Source organism: Aeribacillus sp. JST-2, assembly GCF_056032925.1.
Map to the genome: position 1 here is coordinate 13517 of NZ_JBVVUU010000026.1, position 25346 is coordinate 38862.

22 protein-coding genes are annotated in these 25346 nt (G+C 39.6%); 13 read left to right on the forward strand and 9 right to left on the reverse strand.

Features of this window, described 5'->3' with window-relative positions; translation table 11 throughout:
• Positions 1–112: 112 nt before the first annotated feature.
• The 5 genes from AC0KTX_RS12315 (at position 113) to AC0KTX_RS12335 (ending at position 5289) form a co-directional block, all read left to right on the forward strand.
• The gene (locus tag AC0KTX_RS12315) at positions 113–1324 is read left to right on the forward strand and encodes an NAD(P)-dependent malic enzyme (RefSeq protein WP_474252464.1); all 1212 of its coding nucleotides are present in this window, start codon (positions 113–115) and stop codon (positions 1322–1324) included.
• A gap of 13 nt (positions 1325–1337) precedes the next feature.
• Positions 1338–2117: a fumarylacetoacetate hydrolase family protein gene (locus AC0KTX_RS12320; RefSeq protein WP_474252465.1), complete on the forward strand. Its 780-nt coding sequence runs from the start codon at positions 1338–1340 to the stop codon at positions 2115–2117.
• 160 nt (positions 2118–2277) lie between these two features.
• Complete coding sequence (locus tag AC0KTX_RS12325; RefSeq protein WP_063386495.1) at positions 2278–3051, forward strand: IclR family transcriptional regulator; 774 nt, start codon at positions 2278–2280, stop codon at positions 3049–3051.
• 208 nt (positions 3052–3259) lie between these two features.
• On the forward strand, positions 3260–5047 hold the full coding sequence (locus tag AC0KTX_RS12330; protein ID WP_474252466.1) for an L-lactate permease: 1788 nt from the start codon (positions 3260–3262) through the stop codon (positions 5045–5047).
• Positions 5048–5151: 104 nt separating this feature from the next.
• Complete coding sequence (locus tag AC0KTX_RS12335; protein WP_474252467.1) at positions 5152–5289, forward strand: hypothetical protein; 138 nt, start codon at positions 5152–5154, stop codon at positions 5287–5289.
• Between the two features lie 41 nt (positions 5290–5330).
• Here the strand turns inward: AC0KTX_RS12335 and AC0KTX_RS12340 are convergent, their stop codons facing one another.
• Complete coding sequence (locus tag AC0KTX_RS12340) at positions 5331–5684, reverse strand: hypothetical protein (RefSeq protein ID WP_474252468.1); 354 nt, start codon at positions 5682–5684, stop codon at positions 5331–5333.
• 1420 nt (positions 5685–7104) lie between these two features.
• Here AC0KTX_RS12340 and AC0KTX_RS12345 point away from each other — a divergent pair.
• From AC0KTX_RS12345 to AC0KTX_RS12355, 3 genes are all read left to right on the forward strand, one after another.
• A complete protein-coding gene (locus AC0KTX_RS12345) occupies positions 7105–7746 on the forward strand; it encodes a hypothetical protein (RefSeq protein ID WP_474252469.1) in 642 nt (213 codons plus the stop codon).
• Between the two features lie 385 nt (positions 7747–8131).
• Positions 8132–8389 (forward strand): lanthionine synthetase LanC family protein, encoded by a 258-nt coding sequence (locus AC0KTX_RS12350; protein WP_474252470.1) that lies wholly within the window; start codon positions 8132–8134, stop codon positions 8387–8389.
• A 486-nt stretch (positions 8390–8875) separates the two neighbouring features.
• On the forward strand, positions 8876–10009 hold the full coding sequence (locus AC0KTX_RS12355; protein ID WP_474252471.1) for a zinc-dependent alcohol dehydrogenase: 1134 nt from the start codon (positions 8876–8878) through the stop codon (positions 10007–10009).
• On the opposite strand, the gene AC0KTX_RS12360 is transcribed toward AC0KTX_RS12355, so the two are convergent.
• Positions 10010–10873, reverse strand: coding sequence for a 5'-3' exonuclease (locus AC0KTX_RS12360; RefSeq protein WP_474252472.1), 864 nt, complete (start codon positions 10871–10873; stop codon positions 10010–10012).
• A 151-nt stretch (positions 10874–11024) separates the two neighbouring features.
• On the reverse strand, positions 11025–11786 hold the full coding sequence (locus AC0KTX_RS12365; protein WP_474252473.1) for an inositol monophosphatase family protein: 762 nt from the start codon (positions 11784–11786) through the stop codon (positions 11025–11027).
• A 327-nt stretch (positions 11787–12113) separates the two neighbouring features.
• Between AC0KTX_RS12365 and codB the strand changes: the two genes are divergently transcribed.
• Positions 12114–13376 carry a cytosine permease gene (codB, locus tag AC0KTX_RS12370; protein WP_474252474.1) on the forward strand — a complete coding sequence of 421 codons (1263 nt, stop codon included), beginning with the start codon at positions 12114–12116 and terminating at the stop codon, positions 13374–13376.
• Between the two features lie 5 nt (positions 13377–13381).
• On the forward strand, positions 13382–14650 hold the full coding sequence (locus tag AC0KTX_RS12375) for a cytosine deaminase (RefSeq protein ID WP_474252475.1): 1269 nt from the start codon (positions 13382–13384) through the stop codon (positions 14648–14650).
• A gap of 205 nt (positions 14651–14855) precedes the next feature.
• On the opposite strand, the gene AC0KTX_RS12380 is transcribed toward AC0KTX_RS12375, so the two are convergent.
• Both AC0KTX_RS12380 and AC0KTX_RS12385 read right to left on the reverse strand, forming a co-directional pair.
• Positions 14856–16322 (reverse strand): alanine/glycine:cation symporter family protein, encoded by a 1467-nt coding sequence (locus AC0KTX_RS12380; RefSeq protein ID WP_474252485.1) that lies wholly within the window; start codon positions 16320–16322, stop codon positions 14856–14858.
• 837 nt (positions 16323–17159) lie between these two features.
• Positions 17160–17339, reverse strand: a complete 180-nt coding sequence (locus tag AC0KTX_RS12385) for an SE1832 family protein (protein ID WP_474252476.1) — start codon at positions 17337–17339, stop codon at positions 17160–17162.
• A 307-nt stretch (positions 17340–17646) separates the two neighbouring features.
• Here AC0KTX_RS12385 and AC0KTX_RS12390 point away from each other — a divergent pair, with 307 nt between their 5' ends.
• Positions 17647–17856 (forward strand): hypothetical protein, encoded by a 210-nt coding sequence (locus tag AC0KTX_RS12390; RefSeq protein WP_474252477.1) that lies wholly within the window; start codon positions 17647–17649, stop codon positions 17854–17856.
• A 116-nt stretch (positions 17857–17972) separates the two neighbouring features.
• Complete coding sequence (locus AC0KTX_RS12395) at positions 17973–18836, forward strand: fructosamine kinase family protein (protein WP_474252478.1); 864 nt, start codon at positions 17973–17975, stop codon at positions 18834–18836.
• 96 nt (positions 18837–18932) lie between these two features.
• On the opposite strand, the gene AC0KTX_RS12400 is transcribed toward AC0KTX_RS12395, so the two are convergent.
• Positions 18933–20648, reverse strand: coding sequence for a methyl-accepting chemotaxis protein (locus tag AC0KTX_RS12400; RefSeq protein ID WP_474252479.1), 1716 nt, complete (start codon positions 20646–20648; stop codon positions 18933–18935).
• 167 nt (positions 20649–20815) lie between these two features.
• Between AC0KTX_RS12400 and AC0KTX_RS12405 the strand changes: the two genes are divergently transcribed.
• Positions 20816–21331 carry a type 1 glutamine amidotransferase domain-containing protein gene (locus tag AC0KTX_RS12405; protein WP_474252480.1) on the forward strand — a complete coding sequence of 172 codons (516 nt, stop codon included), beginning with the start codon at positions 20816–20818 and terminating at the stop codon, positions 21329–21331.
• Positions 21332–21383: 52 nt separating this feature from the next.
• Here AC0KTX_RS12405 and AC0KTX_RS12410 read toward each other — a convergent pair whose 3' ends face one another.
• From AC0KTX_RS12410 to AC0KTX_RS12420, 3 genes are all read right to left on the reverse strand, one after another.
• The gene (locus AC0KTX_RS12410; protein WP_474252481.1) at positions 21384–22871 is read right to left on the reverse strand and encodes a peptide MFS transporter; all 1488 of its coding nucleotides are present in this window, start codon (positions 22869–22871) and stop codon (positions 21384–21386) included.
• 563 nt (positions 22872–23434) lie between these two features.
• Entirely contained in the window at positions 23435–24391 is a 957-nt protein-coding gene (locus AC0KTX_RS12415) for an LLM class flavin-dependent oxidoreductase (RefSeq protein WP_474252482.1), read from the reverse strand.
• A gap of 28 nt (positions 24392–24419) precedes the next feature.
• Complete coding sequence (locus tag AC0KTX_RS12420) at positions 24420–25064, reverse strand: SDR family oxidoreductase (RefSeq protein WP_474252483.1); 645 nt, start codon at positions 25062–25064, stop codon at positions 24420–24422.
• Between the last annotated feature and the right edge of the window lie 282 nt (positions 25065–25346).

Consider the following 25346-nt stretch of genomic DNA (forward strand, 5'->3'; position numbering starts at 1 on the left):
CATGAAGGCATCCTACCAAAGGGTGCCTTCTATTTAAAAGCTACATCTTCCATGCACAAAAACCGCGGCTTTGGTTATGAATGAAAAGTTTTATAATGAAGGAGTTGAATGTATGAAAAACCTTCGGGAAAAGGCGCTGGAAGTTCATAAACGCGCGAAAGGAAAGTTAAATGTTGGTGTTAAAGTTTCTGTGGAAAATGCCAATGATTTGAGCTTGGTTTATTCTCCGGGGGTTGCAGAGCCGTGTAAAGAAATCTATGAAGCGCCTGAAAAAATTTATGACTATACGATGAAAGGGAACTTAGTAGCAGTCATTTCAGATGGGTCTGCTGTTTTAGGTTTAGGGAACATTGGCGGTGCAGCGTCGATGCCGGTCATGGAAGGAAAAGCAGCTTTATTTAAGGCGTTTGCGGACATTGATGCCTTTCCCATCTGTTTAAACACTCAGAGTCTTGAGCAAATCATTCAAACGGTGAAATCATTGGAACCGACATTTGGAGCAATCAACTTAGAAGATATTTCCGCACCGAATTGTTTCATCATTGAAGAACGGTTAAAAGAGGAAATGAACATTCCGGTCTTTCACGATGATCAACATGGAACCGCAATTGTCACAGCCGCAGGGCTGATCAATGCACTAAAAATTGTAAACAAGAGAATGAACGGCATCAAAGTGGTTGTCAATGGCGCTGGGGCTGCCGGAATCGCCATTACAAAATTGCTTGTAAGTTTGGGTGTTGGAAATATTATCATGTGCGATTCAAAAGGCGCAATTTATGATGGCCGTCAACATGGGATGAATGCAATGAAAGAGTCGGTTGCGAAAATGACAAATATAAACAAAGAAAAGGGATCATTGGCGGAAGTTATTAAAAAAGCCGATGTGTTTATAGGTGTTTCGGTCGCTGAAGCAGTAACTCCTGACATGGTGGCGTCTATGAATAAAGATGCGATCATCTTCGCTATGGCTAATCCGATCCCGGAAATCATGCCGGGGCCTGCAAAAGCAGCCGGGGCGGCAGTCGTGGGGACAGGTCGTTCCGATTTGCCGAATCAAATCAACAACGTCCTCGCTTTTCCCGGAATTTTTAAAGGAGCGCTTCGGGTGCATGCTTCAGAGATAAACGAAAAGATGAAGCTGGCGGCGGTTTATGCAATTGCCAACTTGGTCGAACCTTGCCGTCTTACAAATGATTACGTGATCCCCCATCCATTTGATAAGAGGGTTGTTGAAGCTGTTGCGGAGGCGGTAGCCCAAGCAGCGATTGAGACAGGAGTGGCCCGTAAAATGATCAGTCCAAAAAAAAAAAATGAAGCTGTTTGAAGGGGGTTTTAGGATGAAATTTGCCAGATTTTCAATAGAAGGCAAACATATAAAAGGCGTCATCCATGATGGGGTTATAAAGGAAATTAGCGGAGATCTTTTCGGTGATTGGAAATATACTGGAGATGAATATTGCGCCAATGATGTAAAATGGCTTTCCCCACTTGTACCCAATCAAATCATAGGAATCGGAGCCAACTACGTCGCCCGAATGGAGGATCTTCCCCGTGAATTGCCGGGGATTCCCGTCTTTTTCTTTAAACCAACATCATCCGTTATTGGTCCTGAAGAACAGATTGTTATTCCAGAGGGAATAGACAGGGTAAAGTTTGAATCTGAGCTGGCAATTGTCATCGGCAAACAAGCGAAAATGGTGCCGGAATCAGAAGCATTGAATTATGTATTTGGGTACACGGTGGGCAACGACGTAACGGCGCCGCAGTTTTTCCATGAAGACGGCCATTGGACAATCGGTAAATCGTTTGACACATTTACCCCCCTTGGCCCTGTCATTGAAACAGAACTTGATCCATTTCGCATTCATGTTGAAGCAAAGGTGAACGGTGTTAAAAAACAAGATAGTTCAACGGAATTGATGATTATTTCCATTCGGAAAATGATTTCCTATTTATCATCTGTCATGACACTTAAACCCGGTGATGTCCTTTTAACAGGAAGTCCGGTTGGAGCCGATTTTGTTCAAGCAGGAGATGTAATTGAATGCGAAATTAAAGGAATCGGCACATTAAAAAATACCGTTGTTGCTGCAAAAAAACGTGTTAACACGTTATGAAGGAAACAATCTTAGTATTCAAATGATAAAGTGAATAATGGAACAGAAAGAACTTGGCAGTTTTTGTTCTTCCTGTCATAATATAAGGGAATCAAGAAAATTTATATGGCGGAATTTGCACTCTAGCAAATTCCGCCAAGATTTTAGAAGGTGAACGGCTGTGGAAAGAGACAATATGGTCAAGTCTGTAAGCAGGGCGTTGGACATTATTCAACTTGTCAGCTTAAAAAAAGAAGGTTTAGGCGTCACAGAGATTGCCAATCAGATAGATATCAACAAAAGCTCCGTGTATCGAATCTTATCTACACTTGCCCGGTACGGCTATATTGAACAAGATTCCGAAACAGGACGATATAAACTGGGGTATAAATTTTTGGAAATCAGTTCGAAGCTATTAGAATCGATTGATCTTCGCAAAGAAGCAAAACCTTTCCTGCAAAAATTAGAAAATGAGACGAACGAAGTCATCCATCTGGTTGTTTATGACCAAGGGGAAGTCGTTTATATTGAAAAATTGGAAGGAAATGAAACGCTGCGCATGCATTCAAAAGTCGGAAAACGTGCCCCAATGCATTGCACCTCTGTAGGAAAGGCCATTCTCGCCAATTTGCCGTCAAGTGTCGTTTTAGACATCCTTGACAGAAAAGGGTTGCCGATGCATACGAAAAATACGATTACGAATAAGGATGCATTTTTGAAAGAGCTCATTCGAGTAAAACAACAAGGATATGCACTAGATTTAGAAGAAAACGAATATGGGATTCGTTGTATTGCTGCCCCAATTTTTGATCATTTGGGGAAGGTCATTGCTGCCGTGAGCGTATCAGGACCAACCATTCGAATGACAGATGAGAGGCTCAAACAACTTCAGCCGCGGATGATTGAAATAGGAAAGCAAATTTCTGCTCGGCTTGGTTTTGTTGAATATGCTTGAGTAATACCTTCGCCTTATTTGAATTGGATTTCGCTCCAACTTTTCAAATAGGGCAAGGGTTTGATTATTACATAACAAAGGAATTAGTTAATGATAAAAAATTCAGAAAATATTGATAATTAAAAAAATAAAAGGTATAATGAGTGTACAATGATTTTCCATTCATGTGGGTGAATGACATTTTGAATAAGGGAGGGGAAAATCTCTTGTGAGTACTGGATTGTTGGCTTTTTTATCGCTTCTTCCAATTTTAATCGTCGGAATTTTCTTGGTTGGGTTACGGTGGTCAGCTAGCAAAGCGATGCCGATTTCATATGTTGTGGCCGTCATACTTGCGCTCTTTGTTTGGAAAGTATCAGCAGCCAATGTAATAGCTGCCTCCATAAATGGTTTGGTTGTAGCTGCTACACTATTGTACATCATTTTTGGCGCCATTTTGCTTTTAAATACTTTGCAAGAAAGTGGGGGAATTAAAACAATTCGGCAAGGGTTCACCGATATTTCTCCAGACCGGCGCATTCAAGTAATTATTGTCGCATGGTTATTTGGTTCGTTTATTGAAGGATCCGCAGGCTTTGGTACGCCAGCTGCGGTTGCTGTTCCATTATTAGTAGGATTAGGATTCCCAGCGATGGCAGCCGTTGTGGCGGGCATGGTCATTCAAAGCACACCCGTTTCATTCGGTGCTGTCGGCACACCGATTCTTGTCGGCGTACAATCAGGATTATCCGCTGATGCAACGATTACTGATAACTTGCTGTCGTTGGTCACTTCGATTGGAGCGAAAGTTGCTATTCTTCATATGATAACGGGCACTCTTGTTCCATTATTTGTTGTAGCCCTAATGACCAAATTTTTTGGAAAAAACAAGTCGTTTTCTGAAGGAATTAAAGTTTGGAAATTTGCCTTGTTTGCGGCTTTTACAATGACGATACCATATCTCATCGTTGCCAATGTCCTTGGCCCTGAATTTCCTTCCATGGTTGGCGGCTTGGTCGGATTAGCAATCGTTATTGCCGCTGCGAAAAAAGGTTTTTTAATGCCATCTCAAGAAGAAGTATGGGATTTTGAAGAAAAGTCTAAATGGGATCCGGATTGGATAGGAAAAATTGAGATTAAAGATATCGCACACAAGAACGGCAAGATGAGCATGATTCGCGCTTGGACTCCGTATATTTTAGTTGGCTTGTTTTTAGTGGCGACCAGGTTGAAATCGCTTCCAATCGGCGGATGGCTGCAAGCGTGGACGATTGAGATTCGGAATATGTTTGGAACAAATATTACGGCTAGCTTTCAACCGCTTTATTCACCAGGAACAATTTTTATTGTTGTGTCACTGATTACCTTTTTTATTCACGGAATGAATGGAAGCGCATACAAACGTGCTTGGATGCATTCAGGGAAAACGATGATCTCAGCTTCAACCGCGCTAATTTTTACCGTTCCAATGGTTCAAGTGTTTTTAAATTCAGGTGGCGGTGCTGCAGGTTATGATCAAATGCCAATTGAATTGGCGAACGGAGTAGCAGCGCTGGCGGGCAATTATTGGCCCTTTTTCTCCACATTTATTGGTGGACTGGGCGCTTTTATAGCTGGCAGCAACACGGTCAGTAATATGATGTTTTCTTTATTTCAATATAATGTAGGTTCACAAATTGGTGTTGATCCCACTTGGATTGTTGCCCTTCAGGCGGTAGGTGGTGCGGCTGGGAATATGATTTGTGTACACAATGTCGTCGCTGCTTCGGCAGTAGTCGGGTTGGTAGGAAAAGAAGGAGCAGTTATTAGAAAAACATTGCTCCCATTTACGTATTATGCTTTAATGGCCGGTTCGATTGGATACTCGATTGCATGGTACTCCGAAAAGGGAATATTTAATCTCGGTTCCTTGATTGCAGTCTTGATCGCAGTTGCCGCCGTTTACATCATTGCAACAAATAAAAAACGGGCAACATGGCCCGCTCATAATAAGTCATCATTTGGCGCAAAACAATAATCCTAACAAAAAGAATGGATGTAATAATTTTTTAAGAAAAAGTAAAGGCTGTCTTAAAATATTTGCTCCCCTTCACTGGTAGACAGGTTAGGGGGAGTTTTTCTATGTCAATAAAATGGTGTGCTACTGAAAGTTTTGCTTGTTATCAAGATGGAAAGTACCCCATGAATGAATTTTGTATTGTAGTATCAAGTTGTGAAATTCTTGTTAAAAGAGTGGATGAAAAGGTTCGAAAAATATGAAATAGATGGGTTAAAAACGTCAACATCATCATTCAAGTTCTCTATATGCGTTTGCGGATTTCTGACGCAACACCAGTAGGATCATCTATCTCGAAAATCACATAATTATATTTTTCATGTCCTTCCAATTCAATAATTAACAGAGGAACTCTGTTCTCATAAGAAAGAAAGTACCACTCATTTTCATATTTAAAACTTCCCTCGAAAATATTTAATGCCGAAAAAGAAGTTCCGGGCATCCGAAGCATCCACTGGGGGGCATCAAAATAATCAACATATACATTCTTGATGGTGTTGTAAGGCATTTTCAAGTTGAATTTCAATGCAAATAGTCCAGTTGCTCCTTTTAGTTTTAGAATGACACCCTCATCATCAAATTGCACTTCCCTTGCCATACTTTATCCCCCTTTATAAAAAATTACGATAGTTAAAGTGAAACACACATCATTAGGTTGAAACTTAGAAAGATGATCCTTTTTATCAATCTTTCGACCTCCGGCAGGGGAAGCAAGATCAACATAGCGTTTCAGCCAATAATGAGATCTGTTTTTTGAGTTGGATTTAATCTCCGAAGAATTTAAGCAAATTGCTGAAAAAGCTTTATTCAACCCTTGCCACTCGGACAAAGCGTTACTTTCCCTTTATTATAACAATATTTTGTAAAAATCAACATTTCCTTTTTTCACAGATCCAAAAATAAAAAGAAATATGTACAACCGCGTTTGAAATGTTTATCATGAAGAGAAAGAATGTTTTGCAGTGGAAAAAATCTGATGGTCTACTGAAGGTGTGAGAAATTACTACGAATATAAGGAAGAAATATGGTCAAAAAAGGGAAGGGAATGTTTGAGGAAGTTTTGTTTTAGGAATATATTAGAAATAGAAGAAAAAAACCAAAATCTTCTCAAAAACAGGATGCGACACACATTTATTTTTAGTTGTGATGCTAAAGGTTTTGATACAACAAATCCGGTGCGCTTCAGGAGGAGTTTATCAATATTCAATGGTGATTAATGAGTTGATTGCAAAATTATAAATGCAAAAGAACCAACTGGAAGTTGATTTAAACGTCCGTTTTTCTTTTCTGTTTTCCGATGCTGGTGTGTTCAAAAACTTATGTGGTTGTTTTTAATAAGATGAAATCATTCATTACTAAATAATAGAAAGTATGTCCATTTTTTTCTTATGTTGGAATAGAGAGGATGGGTTTGCTGAAAAAATTTTTTTAACAAAGGATAGAATTCAATCCATCCAAGTAAAGGTAAAAGTAATGGATACACAAAAGACTAAGCTTAAAAAACTGTCCCTTCCAAATAAAAGAATGAGCAGAAATCAATGAAATTTAAAAAATATCGATTGTTAAGAAGATTATGTCCTGAATTTTGTGTAAAAAGGAAGCGGTTGGATTGGCCGGGAATTTAGGTTTACTGGCCTGGGAGTATAATTTTACACAATAATTAGGACTTGGCCTGTTAAGAAGAGCGGCAAGATCAACTGAAAAGCAGCCGGAAATCTATATTTGGGTTTTGGGAGTATATGGAAATTATTGTATACCTAAGTTGTTTTAAATATTTCATGACCAAACAAGCGAGTTTTGATCCATTTAAGATAGCAATATATCGTTCATGTTTGCATTAGAATTTCCCTGTTTCATATTTTCGATATTGACAGATATAATGGTATTGTGCTTATATTCTGAATAGTTGGACACGATTCCATTTTCCATTGCTAATATTAAAAAATAGACAAGCCTTTGCTAACAGCCTTCGGGCGACATGAACAAAACATTTTCTGTCAACGAAAGAAGTGTCGAAAATGAAAAAAAGCATGAAGGAAATACTAGCACCAATGTCGGCAAAAGAAAAAATAGAGTATATATGGGACTACTATAAACTCCATATCATCGGGACTTTATTTGCCTTCATTGCCATTGGTTCATTTGTTCACTCTTGGATGAGTCATAAAGATAGCGCTTTACAAATTATGATTGCCGGAGAACAGATCAATCGCGAAAATGCTTATACATTACAGGAAACATTAAATAAACAACTTTTAAGTAAAAATGAAAGAAAAGAAAAGGAAGTGATTGTTCAAGCGGTCACATACTCTTCGGATGGAAATAACCCGGATTCCGCAGTAAGTTTGCAAAAAATTATTGCAGAAATCGCTGCCGGGACTGTCGATGTTTTAATTATTGACAAAAAATTTTTTGATCAAATGAATAAAGATGGGCAGCTAATTCCCATTCAATCATTAAGCGAAGGGAAAAAGCTGCCATATAAAGAGGTTTATTATTCACCAGCAAATCGCAATGACATTGTTGGTATTAAAGCGGGAGATATTGCTATGTTAAAAGATATAGTGTATAAAGAAGACTTAATATTGTGTGTTCCGGGCAATACAAACAATAAGCGATATGTGGTGAAATTTGTTGATGTTATGCTGGCTGCTGAATAAAAGGATTGTTAATAAATTGAAAACAAGGTTGTTGATAGAGATTTTCCCGTTTTCTCTGAAATAAATACAGGTTCACGCACATTTTTCCGAAGCAAGGCCGCTTATTTGAAGAAGGTAGCGAACTTTTTGTTGTGAGGGGTCATTTTCTTGAATTTGCAGAAGCTCGCCGTTTTGCATAATGCCATACTGGTCAGCAATCAATTCCATTTCTGATAACAAGTGGCTGGAAATTAAAATCGTTTTTTTCGATCATCTGCCAGATGCCTTAAATACTTTCTCAAATCTATAATTCTTTGTGGATCCAATCCGTTCGTCGGTTCATCAAGAATAAGAATGGAAGGATCCTGCAATATTTTTGTCATGGTGATTTTGGTAATTTGGAAATTTGCGCCAATTCTCTGGCAGGTATACCAGCCTGAATCAAAATATTGCCAAAACAAAAAATCAGCTGCTGTCGTATTTTCAAAAAAATTCGTTTGATAGAGGAATCTCTAGAGGCGTGGAGGCAATTGGCTTAATGATTGGTTTAAGCGGCATAGGTTATGGGATGCTTCAATGCCAATACGGTGATGAATTGCCAAGCATACGGCAAATAAATGTTCATACAACTGGAAAATGTCCAGAGAATTTAAAAACTGATTAAAGGCTTTTACTTTAGGAACTAAAAATCCCCCATGGGGTTTTTAGTTTTTTTTTGGAGTATCGGTGTATTGCAATCTTAATAACGATAATTGAAAAAGGGGCGTTCCATGTTAAAAACAATACTCCGCCTCTGAGTTGTCCCTTTGAGACAGTCCCTGTTTTAAATGTCCGGCGATTCCCTTGGATACTTTACGTATGGAAGCAACCGTTTTGTATTTTTTGTTCATATTTTCAGTCATTATAGAACTTCATAAAATAATTGCTAGTGTTTTGGTATTAGGGAAAAAGGCGCATTTTACCAAAACCGATACATCATCTGTTTATCGTTGGATTGTCTTTTTACAAGTTTCGCTTAATAGTTTATATAAGTTTATATAAAAAATGAATAAAACATCTAATTTGACAAAATGTAAAAAAGACATTGTTAAAGTCAATAGAATAAATTTTTTCGTGAATCAAGGAAAAATATAACTTGGAGGTAAATTAGATGAAAGCTGTTACATATCAAGGAAGGCAAAGTGTTGAAGTAAAAAAGGTTGATGACCCGGTTATTCAAGATCCGCAGGATATTATTGTAAAAATAACTTCGACTGCTATTTGCGGTTCCGATTTGCACTTATATCAAGGGAATTTTCCTCTCCCAATCGGATATATTATTGGTCATGAGCCGATGGGGATTGTAGAAGAAACGGGTTCTGAAGTGACGAAGGTGAAAAAAGGAGACCGCGTTGTGCTCCCGTTTACGGTGGCTTGCGGTCAGTGCTACTACTGTAAACATCATTTAGATAGCCAGTGCGATAATTCCAACCCTCATTACGATTCAGGAGGATATTTCGGCTATTCGGAGAAATATGGAAACTATCCCGGAGGGCAAGCCGAATATCTGCGAGTTCCTTTTGGGAATTATACCCCGTTTGTCGTCCCGCCGAGCTGTGAATGGGAGGACGAAAGATTGCTGTTTTTATCTGATGTTTTGCCTACCGCTTATTGGAGTGTAGATAATGCAGGAGTAAAAAAAGGAGATACGGTGATCGTGTTGGGATGCGGTCCAGTTGGTCTCATGGCGCAAAAGTTTGCTTGGATGAAAGGAGCAGAACGCGTCATTGCCGTTGATTATATCGGCTACCGGCTGGATCATGCCAAAAAAGTGAATCGTACGGAAACTTTTGATTTTACGGAATACGATGATATGGGCGAGACGCTAAAAGAAGTGACAAAAGGGGGCGCGGATGTTGTCATTGACTGTGTCGGGATGGATGGCAAAAAGTCGCCTTTGGAATACATCGAACAGAAATTGAAATTGCAGGGAGGGACACTTGGACCTATTCAAATTTCGACAAAAGCGGTGAAAAAAGGGGGGACCGTACAAATTACGGGAGTATATGGCGGTTTGTACAATATGTTTCCATTAGGACCATTTTTCAGCAGAAATGTCACGCTGAAAACGGGGCAGGCTCCTGCAAGAAGCTACATGCAGGAGATTTATGAAAAAATTGAAAAAGAAGAATTTGATCCGACGGTTATTATTACACATACTCTACCGTTAGACAAAGCGCCGCATGGATATGAAATATTTAACAATCGGCAAGACGGCTGTATAAAAGTTGTGTTAAAACCGTAATTATGAAAAAAATCGAGCAAGATTGCGGATTTCTAGCTCAATCAATTTTGTTTCAGCTTTGTTTTGATCATAATGCCATAAAGCGTCATCTAAGGAGCAGCTGATTGGCAGGTCGCATTTAATTTCAGCCAAGTTTTTTGACAAATACATCAAATCTAGATTTTGTTCTATTTTTGTTTTGATTCCTTTTGGCAAATGATCGATTTTTTCAACTATTTGGTCAATGGAATCATAATCCTTTAAAAGTTTGAGCGCCGTCTTTTCGCCGATCCCTTTGACGCCCGGATAATTATCGGCAGAATCGCCCATTAATCCTTTTAAATCAATGATTTGCCTTGGAAGGATTCCTTTTTTTTTATAAAAATTGCTATGATCAAATAGGTCATAGTTCCCTTGGCCTTTTTTTAAAATGGCAACTCGAATTCCTTCGGACACAAGCTGTAAAATATCTTGATCGCCTGTTAATATCGTCACTTCATGTTCAGGTGCGTAATGATGAGCTAATGTGCCGATGCAGTCGTCTGCTTCGAAGTTTTCCATTCCAATATTGGGGACGTTAAAAGCTTCCATAACATCTTTAGCAAGTTCGAATTGCGGAACCAGTTCTTCAGGCGGTTCCGCCCGATTTGCTTTATAAGCATGAAAGAGATCGTTCCGAAATGTTTTCTTTCCCATATCCCAGCAACAAATGACGTGTGTCGGTTTAAACGTATGAACCGCATTAAAAAAATAGCGCAAAAATTGATACACGCCATTTGTCGGCACTCCTTGGCTCGTTTTCATAAAATTGCCCCTGTATGCCGTTGCATAAAAACCTCTAAATAATAGTGCCATGCCATCGACTAACAATATTTGCTTTTTCATCTGTAAAACTTCCTTTTGAATGTTTTCATTGCAAATCGTTCGTTCAATCCTGCAGCCAAATGAAAAGGCACAGGCATTGCTCCCGATTTAACAAGAATAGGGTATATATCACTTTCTGCTTGCTGATAGAAAAACTTCCGGAATTTCTGCTTTATTCGGCGGCTTTCGAGAGCAAAGCAATCAATTGTTCCGCCGTTTGCGGATGGCCAAAAACCGTATAATTTCCCGCAGTCTTTTTCGTTCCTCCGGCCTCCGCAATAATCAGCTCGCCAGCTGCAATATCATAAAAGTTCGGTTTATAGTAAACTCCCAAATCAAGCCTTCCTGATGCAATATAGGCCAATGTTACCGCAGCAGTGCCAATCATTCGAAGTCTGTAAATATCGTTAACAAAATGCGCAATCGTGTTCAGGCGTTCTTGGTTGGTTTCCGTATTCCCGTCTTTAGCAAAATCGCCGATCGAAACAAAAGCTTCAGAAAGATCGGCTTTTCTAACTTTTAAAGGCTTTCCATCCTGAAAGGCGCCTTCTCCTTTTGCCGCCCAATATGTTTCGCCTAAAGCAGGCAAGGAGATGGCGGCAACAACCGGTTGATTTTGAAAGGTGAGAGCGATTGATACGCCGTAAAGCGGTACGCCGACACTATAGTTAATGGTGCCGTCAATCGGATCAATCACCCATTCCAAGTCCGCTTTTCCATCAATGCTTCCGGCTTCTTCGCTAAAAATCCGGTGTTCAGGGTATTGATCTTGTATTCGCTGAATAATCAGTTTTTCCACTTTTACATCCATTTCCGTCACAAAATCTTTAGCGGCTTTCAAAGTCTGCCGGCCTGCTTTTCCGGCATGCGGAAAAATAAATTCCCCCGCTTCTTTTGCAAGTTCTATAGCAAACGGCAAATATTGCTTATACAATTGCATTTCCTCCTCTGCAAAAATAACAAAAAAGAAACTGAGATGGACGGTTTACGTCAAAAAGCGGATTAGTCCGCTATTCATTTATCATAATACATTTCGAGAAACTTAGAAATAGGGCAGAATCTTTACAAGAAAGGCGTAAATAGATTATTTGGATGGATATATGGTTTGTTCTCCTGTTTTCTTAAAAAATAACACTGAATGTCTTCCAATCATTTTAATGTTAAATTTTATTCCATACTCCGAAACAATTCTATTAGTTTTATGTAAAATAATAGATCATCTTCACAATTTTAATATGAAAAAGCATCAGGAGGTATAGACATGGGAAAACATGCAGATCACGATTTTTCACTAACTTCGGTACCAGAAAGCAGCAGAAGCGGGTTTTGGAAAATGTTTATGGTGATGATGGGTTTTACCTTTTTTTCCGCAAGCATGGCGGCTGGCGGGACGCTCGGGGTCAGTTTAAATGCAAAAGAGTTTATACTGGTTGTCCTTATTGGAAACTTTTTGCTTGGAACTTACACTGGCTTGCTGAGCTATACAGCAGCGGACACCGGTTTGTCCACTCATCTTTTGGCTCGTTATTCATTTGGTGAAAAAGGGTCTTATTTGGCCTCATTTTTATTAGGGATTACCCAAGTCGGATGGTTTGGCGTTGGAGTAGCCATGTTCGCCTTGCCAATTGAAAAAGTGACGCAAATTGATGTCATTTGGCTCGTTATCATTGGTGGAATTTTGATGACATCAACGGCATTTGTCGGCATGAGGGCTTTAACGATTTTAAGCTTTATTGCTGTACCGGCAATCATCATTTTAGGCGGATTTTCCGTGATAAGAGCATTGGATGATTTAGGCGGACTGCAAGCGATGATGCATTATGAACCGAAAGAATCGTTAACATTAAGCGCCGCCATTGCGATATGCATAGGTTCTTTTATTAGCGGGGGAACATTGACACCGGATTTTACGAGATTTTCAAATAACAGGCGGAATGCCGTGCTTGCAACAGTGATCGCTTTTTTTCTTGGAAATTCTCTCATGTTTTTATTCGGCGGAATCGGAGCAGTCGCCACAGGCAAAGCGGACATTTCAGAAGTCATGTTTTTGCAAGGGTTAATCATTCCGGCGATCATTGTGTTAGGTCTGAACATTTGGACAACTAATGATAACGCTCTTTACGCATCGGGGTTGGGTTTTTCCAACATCACAAAAATTCCGAAGAGTAAAATTGTTCTTTTTAATGGATTTGTTGGAACTGTTTTGTCTGTTTGGCTATATAATCATTTTGTCGGTTTTCTAACGTTTTTGGGATCCACTTTGCCGCCGATCGGAGCGATCATTTTAGCTGACTATTTTCTTCTTAATCGGCGCAATTATCCGGCAATTGAGAACATGAAATTTAAGGAAGTTCATTGGATTGCCATTGCGGCATGGATCATTGGAGCAATTTCTGGTAAATTTATACCTGGAATTACACCGTTAAACTCTTTATTGGGGGCGGGCTTATCGTATGTTGTGATGCACGCTGCAATAAAGATTTTTCAAAGCTCTGACAATAAAAAGATAGAGGCAGAAAGGTGAACGGCATGATTATTACAAACGCAAAACTTCGGGGAAAAGACGGGAATTGGACGATCGTCATTGATCAGGGTGTCATCAAAAAAATAATTCAAGGAGAAGAGTTCCATGAAAATGATGAAGTGATCGATGCAAACGGTTGTTTGGTGCTCCCGCCGTTTGTTGAACCCCATATTCATTTAGACACCACTCTCACGGCCGGAGAACCGCATTGGAATGAAAGCGGCACTTTATTTGAAGGGATTCAAAGATGGGCTGAACGAAAAGCATTTCTGACAAAGGAAGATGTAAAAAGGCGTGCGACAACAGCATTGAAATGGCAAATTGCCCAAGGGATCCAGCATGTCAGAACTCACGTGGATGTGACGGATCCCTATCTGACTGCGCTGCAAGCATTGCTGGAAGTAAAGGAAGAAATGGCTTCATATGTTGATTTGCAAATTGTCGCCTTTCCTCAAGAAGGAATTCTTTCTTATCCCCGCGGTGAGGAACTTCTGGAAGAGGCTTTAAAAATGGGGGCTGATGCAGTCGGGGGCATCCCGCACTATGAATTTACAAGGGAAGACGGAGTAGATTCCATTAAGAAAATTTTCAAGCTGGCTGAAAAATACGATCGTCTCATTGACATTCACTGTGATGAAATTGATGATGAACAATCACGGTTTATTGAGGTAGTCGCCAAAGAGGCATATGTAAGCGGAATGGGCAAACGGGTGACGGCCAGCCATACGACCGCTATGCATTCTTATAATAATGCATATGCTTACAAGCTGATGCGGCTGTTAAAACTGTCGGGCATTCATTTTGTCGCCAATCCTCTTGTCAATATTCATTTGCAGGGTCGGTTTGACACATATCCGAAACGCCGCGGAATTACAAGGGTTAAAGAACTGTTGGAAAACGGCCTCAACGTTTGCTTTGGACATGACGATATTTTTGATCCATGGTATCCCCTTGGAACCGGAAATATGTTGCAAGTTTTATTTATGGGTATTCATGCATGTCAATTGATGGGATATGAGCAAATTGTCAATTCGATTGATCTGATCACAACCAACAGCGCCAAGACGCTCAATATGGAAGGAGACTATGGGATTGAAGAGGGGAAACCTGCCAATTTGATTGTCTTGGATGCGAAAGATGAGTATGACGCCATTCGCCGGCAAGCGTCAATAAAGTACTCCATTCGGCGTGGTAACATAATTGCTGCAACAAAGCCTGGCCAAACATCCATTTACTTGAACGATGAAGAGGAATCGATTGATTTTCAAAAATAAGGCGCCCAAGAAAAGGTTTTAAAAGATTTTAATTTCCAAACGCCACACTTATACAAATTTTTTAGCTAAAATGCAGAATATTGAGCATCAACTGTAAAACACCTCCATCAATCGCACGGAATAATTGATTCAGGAGGTGTTTTTTCCTTGTTTTGAGCCGCTTCCATCCGTTTTACGGTTTGAGGTAGTGTTCTTTTATGAATCGTTATCGGTTGCCTACTTTGGCTGACACATTGTCTTCATACTCTTTCTCCCAAAAATCAGCATCAGCAATGCCAAGTTTGACTGGATCAAATACGGGATCTTTTCCCTCGCTTTTTTGTTTTTCATAGTCTTTTAATATTTTTAATGCGGGTTTGGACAAAAGCAATATGGCAATAAGGTTTAACCAAGCCATGCTTCCAACGCCGATGTCACCCAAAGCCCAAGCCAAGCTTGCGGTTTTTATGCTGCCGTAAAAAACAACGGCCAAAATGACAATTTTTAATGCATATTCCGTCCAAATGCGTCTCGTCTTTTGGTTGATGTAGGCTAAATTGGTTTCAGCCATATAGTAGTAGGCCATAATGGTCGTGAAACAAAAGAAAAATAGGGCAATGGCTACGAATGGGGCTCCAAAGCTCGGAAACAGCGTCTCAACGGCTTTTTGTGTAAAAATCGGGCCAGGCTCAACGTCTCCCAACCGATTGACAATTGGTTCCGAGTTTTCCGGAGAAACGTTGTACATACCAGTAAAAAGGATCATGAAAGCTGTTGCTGTACAGACAAACCAAGTATCAACATAAATCGAAAATGCTTGAACGAGCCCTTGTTTAGCGGGATGGGAAACTTCTGCTGCCGCTGCGGCGTGGGGCGCTGTTCCTTGCCCGGCCTCATTTGAGTAAATTCCCCGCTTTATCCCCCAACTGATTGCAGCTCCCATAATTCCTCCAAAAGTGGCATTTGCCCCAAATGCACTGGAAAAAATGAGTGCAATGACCTCAGGCAATTTCGTAATGTTGAAAAAGACGACTAACAGTGCGACCAAAATATAGCCTAATGCCATAAAAGGGACCACGATTTGCGCAACCATTGCAATCCGTTTGACACCGCCAAATATAATGGCAGCCAACAAAACAACTAGTAGAAGCCCAGTGGCGAAAGGATGAATCCCGAAGGCATTTTCCATGCTTGCGGCAATGCTGTTTGCCTGAACGCCAGGCAGCAATATTCCTGTTGCGATGACAGTAATAATAGCAAATAGTAATGCATACCATTTCATTTTTAGTCCTTTTTCAATATAGTAGGCGGGCCCGCCGCGGTATTTTCCATCCAGTTTTGTTTTGTACACTTGCCCAAGAGCTGCTTCAATAAAAGCTGAACTTGCGCCAAGAAAGGCAATAAGCCACATCCAAAAGACCGCTCCCGGTCCGCCAAAGGCAATAGCCGTGGCGACTCCCGCAATGTTTCCGGTTCCCACCCTTCCCGACAGTGCCATCGACAACGCTTGAAAAGAAGATACTCCTGCTTCAGAACTTTTCCCTTGGAACATGAGCTTGATCATTTCTTTAAAATGTCTTATTTGCAAAAAACGCGTTAAAAAGGAATAAAACAGTCCTGCTCCTATGCACAAAAAAATTAATGCTGGACTCCAGATAACACCGTTTAACCATGAAACAAATTCTTCCAAAATCCATCCCCCCTGAGTAATTTAAATTGTATGAATGGTGATAACACTTTTTGTAAAGGATATCCAAATGATTATGAAAATTTTGAAATTTGTAAGGATAAAAATAAAATTCCAGCAAAAAATTGTTTTTCCTGTTTTTTTCTGTAATGAAATTTACAAAAAAATTATTTTGTTTTCTATAACATCGTTAAATAATATAACGCAGTTTTTAATTTGGCTTCCGCAAAGAATAATTGGTTGGAAGCTAAGCTTTTTTATTTTGCGAATGAAAACGGCTATTATATTATACAATAAAGGAAGGAAAACGATGATCAGCGTTCTTTATGAAATAGATGGAAAATAAAAACCGATAGCAGCCTATGTATAGGCAATCCGATTGTCAACGCGGCATCCTGATGGAAGAAATGAGGAGGCAAATGGGTAAGTTTCTTCAGCTTTTCAAACAATGAACATTTAACATCGAGGGATGGTCTGACATATTTTCCCTTGCTTGAACAGGGAACGAAATTGCGCTGCAATCATGGCAAAAGCGGGCGGAACGACGTCTGTATTGAAATGCGCTTGTGTTCTGTGTGAAGGAGTAGTTGGAGGGCATCTGGAAGTCTTAAAGAAAATACGGCTGAAAATTTTGCTTATTTACAGTTTGTCTTGCACAATCAATAGACAAGTTATTGAAAAAAACGTTTTCCAATGCCCGTTTTAAGAGTATGCCTGATGGTTGGTGTTACATTTATACGCTAGAGGTCAAAGGAATATTTTATGCTGTCAACAAAAATGGATCGTTTCGGCGGGCTCAGATCCTTTAAAAAATCTTTTTCCCAACATTCGTGGAGATGGGGTTCATGAACATTCGGCGAGCATCCTTCTGAGTTCTGCTAGTTGATTTTCTATTTCAACGAGCTGCTGTTCTGCCCGCGTTACTTGCTCTCCCACAGATTCCAGCTTCTCGATGTCCCCTTGAATGCGAATATAATCAGCTTTTAATTCGATCATTTTTTGTTCTATTTCTTGTTTGGTCATTCTGTCCCCTCCTAATTCACAATATCTTTTATTGTATCATGAATGGATTATCGCTTCTATTAAAACAAATGAAAATTGTTTATGGAACATTCAGTTAATTTGTTCTAATGAATAGTAATGATAAATAACGAAATAAAAATCGGTTCTCTTATGTGATAAGGTCTAATTTATCAACAATTATTCCGAAATTATATAAGTAAAGAAATTTTTGCCTCCTCTGCTCATTGCGGTTGGGGCGTTTTTTTTAGAGGAGGTGTTCATTTTTCTTCGTTTTTTAAAAATCAAATGATAGGAGAGGAGAAAAAAATTGAATAAAACAATGCAGTTGATTCAACAAAATTTTGCGCGAATTTATGAATCGATTGACAGAATGTGTTCGATTTATGAAGAGAGCAGCAGTTATGATTATCAAACCGTACAGGAGTATCAACAATTGCGGAAAAGGTTAATTGAAGATGTAAAAGCTCTTGAATTTTTTGTTCTTGGGTCGTTAAAAAGTAAAAGGAAAGGGGATTGAGAAATATAAAGGTGAATGAAAGTTTGAGTCTCTTCGCTTTTAAGGGAAGAGACTCGAATTGGGCCGTCATGACAATTTATCCGGTGATATGGTAAAGAAGAAGGGAGGGAAGCTAAATGGAAGAGATCGTTTTGGCTGCGCTGCGGTCAGCAGGAGACTTTGAACCTGTTCAAAATATAAAACGGGTGCGCGGAGGGGATATAAATGAAAGCTATTTTGTGCAAACGTCAAAACGCACATACTTTTTGAAATATCAGTTACGAGCGCCAAAAGGATTTTTTCGGACGGAAGTCGAAGGTTTGAGACAAATTCAAGCGACGAATACAGTTTCTGTTCCAAACGTGTATGCATACTCCGATGAAGAAGAACAAGGATTTTTGCTTTTGGAGTGGTTGAAAAACGAAGCAAAAGAAGACACGGAAGAAAGGTTGGGAAAAAAACTATCGGAATTGCATCATCATCATTTTCCTCAACATGGTTATCCAACTGATACATATATCGGCACTTTGCCTCAACAAAACGGTTTGTTCTCAACATGGTTAGAATATTATCGTGATTGCCGCTTGCTGCAGCAATTTCGACTGGGCATCCAAATCGGCCGAATTCAAGGAAAAAGAAGAATTTTATTGGAAAAACTTTTTTCTTGTTTGGATCAATGGATCCCAATGAATCCGAAAGCTTCACTATTGCATGGTGATCTTTGGAGCGGGAATTGGATTGCAGGGCCGGGCGGCGAACCATTTTTAATAGACCCGTCCGTTTTGTACGGAGACCGCCATTTTGACTTGGCATTTACGGAACTGTTTGGTGGATTTTCGCCAGCGTTTTACCGAGCATACCATGAAAATTATCCGCTATCGGACAGATATGAAGAAATGAAGCCTTTGTATCAGCTTTATTATTTGCTTGTCCATCTTAATTTGTTCGGAGAGGCATATGGGGCTTCAGTAGATCGCATATTAAAAAAATATGTTGGATAAAGAAATGTTGGATCCGTGAAATTCCCCCTGAGGGCAAAATGCTAAAAAAACTGGAAAGAAAGGCGATAAATCGTTTCTTTCCAGTCTAATACATAATTAGTTAAAACGGAACACTTTAATTTCTTCATTGAGCTGTTCAGCCAATTTCGCCAATTCTCCTGCGCTTCTTGAAACCTCTTCCATTGAACTGGCGGATTGTTGAGCGGCAGATGCCACCTGTTCCACTCCAGCGGCAGATTGTTCGGAAATTGCGGCGATGTCCTCAATCGATTTATTCATGACCGTGCTGTTTTCTGTAATATTTTTCAAATCTTTAAATATTTGCTGCACTTTTTTGGTCATATTTGTAACGGAATGTTGGATGTTTTCGAACGTCTCTCCTGTCAGTTTAATTTGTTTTGTTCCTTCTGCAACGTCACTATATCCTAATTGCAATGATTCCACAACCATTTTCGATTCTTTTTGAATGTTGACAACAATATTGGTTATTTCATTAACGGAAGAAGATACTTGTTCTGCCAGCTTGCGGACTTCCTCCGCGACGATTGCAAATCCTTTGCCATGTTCTCCTGCATGTGCTGCTTCAATTGCAGCATTTAAGGATAATAAATTGGTTTGTTCGGCAATTGCCCGAATCACTTGAATCAATTTTGTGATTTTTTGCGTTTGTTGATCCAATCCCTGCACTTTTTTTACTGCTTCATTGACGATTTGGTCAATATGGGTCATTTGTTTGACAGATTGTGTCATCAAATCATTTCCATTTGTAGTCATCTCTAATACTTCTTCGGAAGTTTCTGTGATTTCTTGTCCTTCTGCTTCAGATTGCAAAATTTGGTTCATAAACTCTTCCATTTGCTGAGAAAGCTGAGAGGCGTTATTTGCCTGAATTTCAGAACCTGAAGCAAGTTCTTGCATTGTTGTGGCAATTTGCAGACTTCCTTCTTTTACTTCATTTGAAGCTTGAGTTAATTCTTCGCTCTGTGCTGATAAGGAATCGGAAGCATGTGCTACTTTTTGAATAATATTTTTGATGTCATCTCTCATTTGGTTCATTGCGCTGGATAATTGGCCGATCTCATCCTTGCCTTGGTAATCAAGAGATTTTCCAGCTAAATTTCCTCTTGCCACTTCTTTGGTAAAGAGGACAATTTTATGAAGATTTTTTCGAATGTTTTTGTTAATGATGACCATCACAATTAAACTTGCGAGCAGCGAAATGAAAATGGATATGAGAAAAATGTAAATACAGTTTGCCAAGCTTTGTTGAACATTATGAACAGCTGCTTGTCGTTCCTTATTTACGATTTCACGCAATTTTTCCAAAAAATCGATGGAGATGGATCTCAAATCGCTGGACTGAGATTTTAAGCTGTCGATATATACAGAATCATTTCCGTTGGCATCTATTTCAGGTATAATTTGCTCTAAAAATAATTCGTTGATTTTTTGGTCATTTTCGACTGCACCTTGAAATAAATTTTTTTGAGCCTTTGTATCCATTTTATCTTCAACTTGTTTGGCCAAAGCGGTAAATTGTTCGCTCAATTGTTTAAACTCATTAACGGACTCTTCATTATGATTGGAAAGATAATCCGAAATTCTTATACTTTTGGCACGCATTATGGAACCCATTTCCGTAATGATAATCGATCGATCACTTCTTCTATTCAAGGATTCAACATTTTCTTCTAAGTTTTTTAATTGAAAAAAGATCAAGAAAGCTGTACACAAAATAAGAACAAAAATAAAAGCAAATACAAAATAATATTTCGTCCCTATGGAAAGGTTTCTCCACTTAAATTTTTTCAACTTGACTCCCTCCATTGCTGTGATTACATTCTTATTTTAATATCGACTTAATTGAGTTCTTATTTAAGACACTTAATAAAGAATCCCTTTTGGGGAAAGCAAATCATGTTTATTTTTGAATCGTTTATGTTACACTATAAATGAAGTCAGAAAAAGGGGTGGTATGTATGGCAAAAGTTGCTGCTCTTATTACAGACATGTTTGAAGACAGCGAATTTACAAGCCCTGCGGAAGCTTTCAAAGCTGCCGGGCATGAAGTGGTAACAATTGAAAAAGAAGCTGGCAAAAAAATTAAAGGAAAAAAAGGCGAAGCTGAAGTTACGATTGATTATTCCATTGATGATGTAAAACCGGACGATTTTGATGCTTTGCTATTGCCTGGAGGGTTTTCACCGGATATTTTACGTGCGGATGATCGTTTTGTTGCCTTCACGAAAGCAATGATGGATGCCAAAAAACCGGTATTTGCGATCTGCCATGGCCCTCAGCTGTTGATTTCGGCAAAGGCGTTGGAAGGCAGAGATGCAACAGGTTATAAGTCAATCCGGGTGGATATGGAATATGCGGGGGCAAACTTCCATGACGAAGAGGTCGTTGTTTGTCAAAACCAATTAGTGACCAGCCGGACGCCGGATGATTTGCCGGCATTTAATAGAGAAGCGTTAAAACTTTTGGAAAAATAACGTTGTTTTCCACCACCAAAAAACCTGCCCGTGACCAGGCAGGTTTTTTGATTTAATGAACGTCCTTCATCAACCGTTGGATTTTTGGTGCGATTAAAAACAGAATGAGTCCGAGCAGAACGGAAATCGTGCCGATGATTCCAAAGTACACAATTTCCGTATCAACAGTATAGTATTTTACAATTTGGGCATTAATGGCTTGTGCCGATGCGCTTGTTAAAAACCAGAGGCTCATCGTTTGAGCTGAAAAAGCAGCCGGCGCAAGCTTTGTTGTTGCCGAAAGACCGACCGGAGACAAGCAAAGCTCTCCTAAAACGACAAGGAAGAAGCTAAGAACCAGCCAAAGCGGGCTGACTAAAGTCTCGCTGCCGTTTACATATGCAGGGATAATCATCACTAGGAATGAAAGTCCTGCAAAAATAAGCCCAAATGAAAATTTTTTCGATGTCGACGGCTGATATTTTCCTAATTTTACCCAAATCCAGGCAAAAAGGGGCGCCAAAAAGATAATAAACAACGGATTCAACGATTGAAACCACGATGATTGCAGTTCAAGACCGGCAAAAGATAATTGTGTGCGTTGATCGGCATATGTTGCTAAAATAATGGAGCCTTGTTCTTGAATAGCCCAGAATACCACAGCTGCAATAAAGAGCGGAATATACGCAATAATGCGGGAACGTTCCACTTCTGTTGTTTTGGGGCTGCGATACATAAAGATAAAGTAGCAGGCAGGAATGATAATCCCGAGGATGCTGACAACCATCGTAAAGCTGTTAATCGTTAAAAGGCCGGTTGGAATGGTGATGGCAAGCAATGCGATAATCACTAATGCGCCAATGCCGAAAATAGTGAATACTTTTTTTCGCTCTTCCGGTCTTAAAGGATTCGGCACTTGTGTTCCGGCAAGACCAAGATTTTTCTTTTTCGTTAAAACAAATGTCAAAAGACCGAAAAACATTCCGACAGCTGCAGCGCTAAAACCGAGATGGAAATTAAACCCTTGTCCTAAAGTGCCGGCAATAATCGGGGCGAGAAATCCTCCTAAATTGATTCCCATATAAAATATGCTGAATCCTGCATCACGGCGGTTATCATTTTCTGCATAAAGGTCGCCGACGACGCTGGATACATTTGGTTTTAATAAACCAGTACCGAGAACAATCAGCACCATGGAAATAAAGAGAGCAGTGATGTTCCCCGGAAATGACAAAACGATATGGCCAAGCATGATTAAAATCCCGCCATAAAACACCGTACGGCTTGTTCCCAGCAGTCTATCAGCAATCCAACCTCCCACAGTGCCTGACATATACACGAGGGATCCGTAAATGGCCATAATGGATGCGGCTGTTGCTTCATCTAATCCTAGACCGCCTTGCGACACTTCATAATACATATAATAAAGAAGGATAGCTCTCATTCCATAATATGAAAATCGCTCCCAAAATTCCGTGAAAAACAGCGTGAATAATCCTTTTGGATGTCCAAAGAACCCTTTTTGCGGGAGGCTTTGGAGAATTTGCTCTTTTGTTATCATAAAAAAATAAACCTCCATTTTTTTGATATAATTTTATATAGTGCAAATTGTCGAAAAATTAAACTATTTTTATAATATTTTTGCTCATTAAAATAATATTTTAATATATTTATTACGTCAATTAAAAAAAGATTAATGTTTTAAAAAAATAATATTCTAAAATATTGTAACGGTTTGAAATTTCTGTATGATGGATTAGATTGGAAGTTGAGTGTTGTTCAACTGCCGATTGTAAAGGCTGTCTCTAAAATGGCTGCTATAGGGAGGGATTGAGTATAGAAATGAAAGAGATAGCCGGACTTCTGACAGTTTACTCTCCATAAATTTGGTCAGGGAATTGGTGAGATGTGTGCTGTATGATGATTGCTCTAGAGAGAAAAAGCATAAAAATGAGGGGGGATGTCCGAAAAGTCCTTAAAATGAAGCAAGTGGAGAAAAAAACAACTCGTTTTTCTCCACTTGCTTTTGTAAGTTTTCGAATTTTTCCTGAAACAGCTGGAGGATGCAATCTACTTTCAGTATATTGTGGGCTAAAGCTACGATTCCTTTTTCGGTCAACGCAATCATGAGCATGATGTTTTTTTCATAACGTTGGCAATGAGTTCATATGATTTTAAACGGTCTTCATAATTGCCGGTGTTTGTTATGATCATAATTTCATCGGCATCATACCAAGTTTTTACTTTATTTAGTTGATCGGCAACTTCATTAGGAGCGCCGATCACCATGTTTTGTTTATATTGGTTTATTTCTTCCTTTTTGACAGATTGGCCGTTGTTTTGCTGAATGGTGTGCGAAATGCCGTCGATAGCCAGTTGTTCTGCTTTTTCGCTCGTTTCAGCGCATATAGCGGAAATGGCAACGATTGCTTTTGGCGTTTGCATTCTCTTTCTTTGAAACTGCTTCTTATACGTTTTGATAATGTCACGCCCGTCTTCGCTGCTCATAAATTGGCCAAAGGCATACGCAGTTCCATGTTCTGCGGCAAGGAGTGCGCTTTTCTTACTTGTGCCCAAAATCCAAAGTTCAGGCGGCACGGGAGGGAGGGGGGAAGCTGTTAAATTGGCATACATATGATCGTGCGGATGATCGTTAAATAAAAAATGAAGCAGCTCTTTAACGGTTTTTGGCATATTTCTTACATTTTCCAGAAAATTCCCTGAAAGCGCCATACTCGCTTGGGCGTCTCCTCCGGGTGCCCGGCCGATGCCAAGATCAATCCGGTTTGGAAACAACGTTGCCAGCATATTAAACACTTCTGCAACTTTGTAAGGTTTATAATGGGGGAGAAGGGTGGCGCCTGACCCGATCCGAATGGACTTTGTTTTTGCGCCAATATAGGAAAGCATTATTTCCGGAGCGGAGCAGGCAAGACCTGGCAGATCATGGTGCTCTGCGATCCAATAGCGGGCATATCCCAATGTTTCAGCCTTGCAGGCAAGTTTGAGAGATTGTTCGAGCGCCGTTTTTGCCGTAGCTCCTTGTAAAACCGGTGCTTGATCTAAAATGCTAAGCTGCATTCGTCAACCTTCTTTCATTAGATAAATGTTAAATGCTTCGTAATGCTTCGCGGATTGGAGTATTTCCGGAGACAAGATCGAATGAGCGCTTAAAAGTGTTTTCTTCTGTTAAGGATGCGAAAATCACCGCAGCGACATCTTCCCGAGGGATGGAACCTCTTTGCAAGTTTTCGGCTGCTGTTATTTTCCCTGTTCCATGTTTGTCGAGCAATGCTCCAGGCCGAATAATTGTGTAATTTAAACTGCTCTCGGCGAGAATGCGGTCGGCATAGTGTTTGGCAACATAGTAATGTTTGATGTTTTTATTCCAATTTTCTCTGTTATGCGCTTGGAGGGCGCTGACCATAATAAATCGGCCCGCTCCAACTTGTTCTGCCGCTTCGATTGTTTTAACCGCTCCGTCTAAATCGACCAATAAAGTTTTATCCGCTCCCGTATGCCCGCCAGAACCAGCTGTAAAGACAACAGCATCGGAACCTTTGATCGCTTCTGCTATTTCATCTACTGTTCCTTCTAAATCCGCTAAAACCGTTTCGACACCTATTTCATTAAAATATTTTTTTTGTTCTTCCTTGCGCACCATTGCTTGTACAAGGTGATTTCCGTTTTCTTTTAACAATGACACAAGCAGTTTTCCAATTTTTCCGTTGGCGCCAACAATGGTGATTTTCATTGGCAGTCTCTCCTTTCGACAATGGCTTATTAAATATTATTTCAAAAGCTGTTTGTTTTTTGCAAATGATCGGTTTTGTTTGTTTTCATTAGCATTGCATAAATATAGTTAGAATTTTCTGTTAATTATTTTTTGTGATTTTGTGCCAAAAAGACAAAACCTAAAGAAAGGTGGCACTGCCCATTTGGTAAATATATACAGTTAAACCAGAGCGACAACGACAAAAGGGAGATTATGGACTGGCTCGCCCATCAAATTTTCGCAACCAAACATAAGCTGGTT

Bases quoted from the DNA above. Each gene is read 5' to 3' on its own strand.
- AC0KTX_RS12415 (WP_474252482.1), bottom strand. From the start codon at position 24,391: ATGCAGCTTAGCATTTTAGATCAAGCACCGGTTTTACAAGGAGCTACG.
- AC0KTX_RS12320 (WP_474252465.1), top strand. From the start codon at position 1,338: ATGAAATTTGCCAGATTTTCAATAGAAGGCAAACATATAAAAGGCGTC.
- AC0KTX_RS12355 (WP_474252471.1), top strand. From the start codon at position 8,876: ATGAAAGCTGTTACATATCAAGGAAGGCAAAGTGTTGAAGTAAAAAAG.
- AC0KTX_RS12340 (WP_474252468.1), bottom strand. From the start codon at position 5,684: ATGGCAAGGGAAGTGCAATTTGATGATGAGGGTGTCATTCTAAAACTA.
- AC0KTX_RS12410 (WP_474252481.1), bottom strand. From the start codon at position 22,871: ATGATAACAAAAGAGCAAATTCTCCAAAGCCTCCCGCAAAAAGGGTTC.
- AC0KTX_RS12375 (WP_474252475.1), top strand. From the start codon at position 13,382: ATGATTATTACAAACGCAAAACTTCGGGGAAAAGACGGGAATTGGACG.
- AC0KTX_RS12360 (WP_474252472.1), bottom strand. From the start codon at position 10,873: ATGAAAAAGCAAATATTGTTAGTCGATGGCATGGCACTATTATTTAGA.
- AC0KTX_RS12405 (WP_474252480.1), top strand. From the start codon at position 20,816: ATGGCAAAAGTTGCTGCTCTTATTACAGACATGTTTGAAGACAGCGAA.
- codB (WP_474252474.1), top strand. From the start codon at position 12,114: ATGGGAAAACATGCAGATCACGATTTTTCACTAACTTCGGTACCAGAA.
- AC0KTX_RS12335 (WP_474252467.1), top strand. From the start codon at position 5,152: ATGTCAATAAAATGGTGTGCTACTGAAAGTTTTGCTTGTTATCAAGAT.
- AC0KTX_RS12345 (WP_474252469.1), top strand. From the start codon at position 7,105: ATGAAAAAAAGCATGAAGGAAATACTAGCACCAATGTCGGCAAAAGAA.
- AC0KTX_RS12420 (WP_474252483.1), bottom strand. From the start codon at position 25,064: ATGAAAATCACCATTGTTGGCGCCAACGGAAAAATTGGAAAACTGCTT.
- AC0KTX_RS12315 (WP_474252464.1), top strand. From the start codon at position 113: ATGAAAAACCTTCGGGAAAAGGCGCTGGAAGTTCATAAACGCGCGAAA.
- AC0KTX_RS12395 (WP_474252478.1), top strand. From the start codon at position 17,973: ATGGAAGAGATCGTTTTGGCTGCGCTGCGGTCAGCAGGAGACTTTGAA.
- AC0KTX_RS12385 (WP_474252476.1), bottom strand. From the start codon at position 17,339: ATGACCAAACAAGAAATAGAACAAAAAATGATCGAATTAAAAGCTGAT.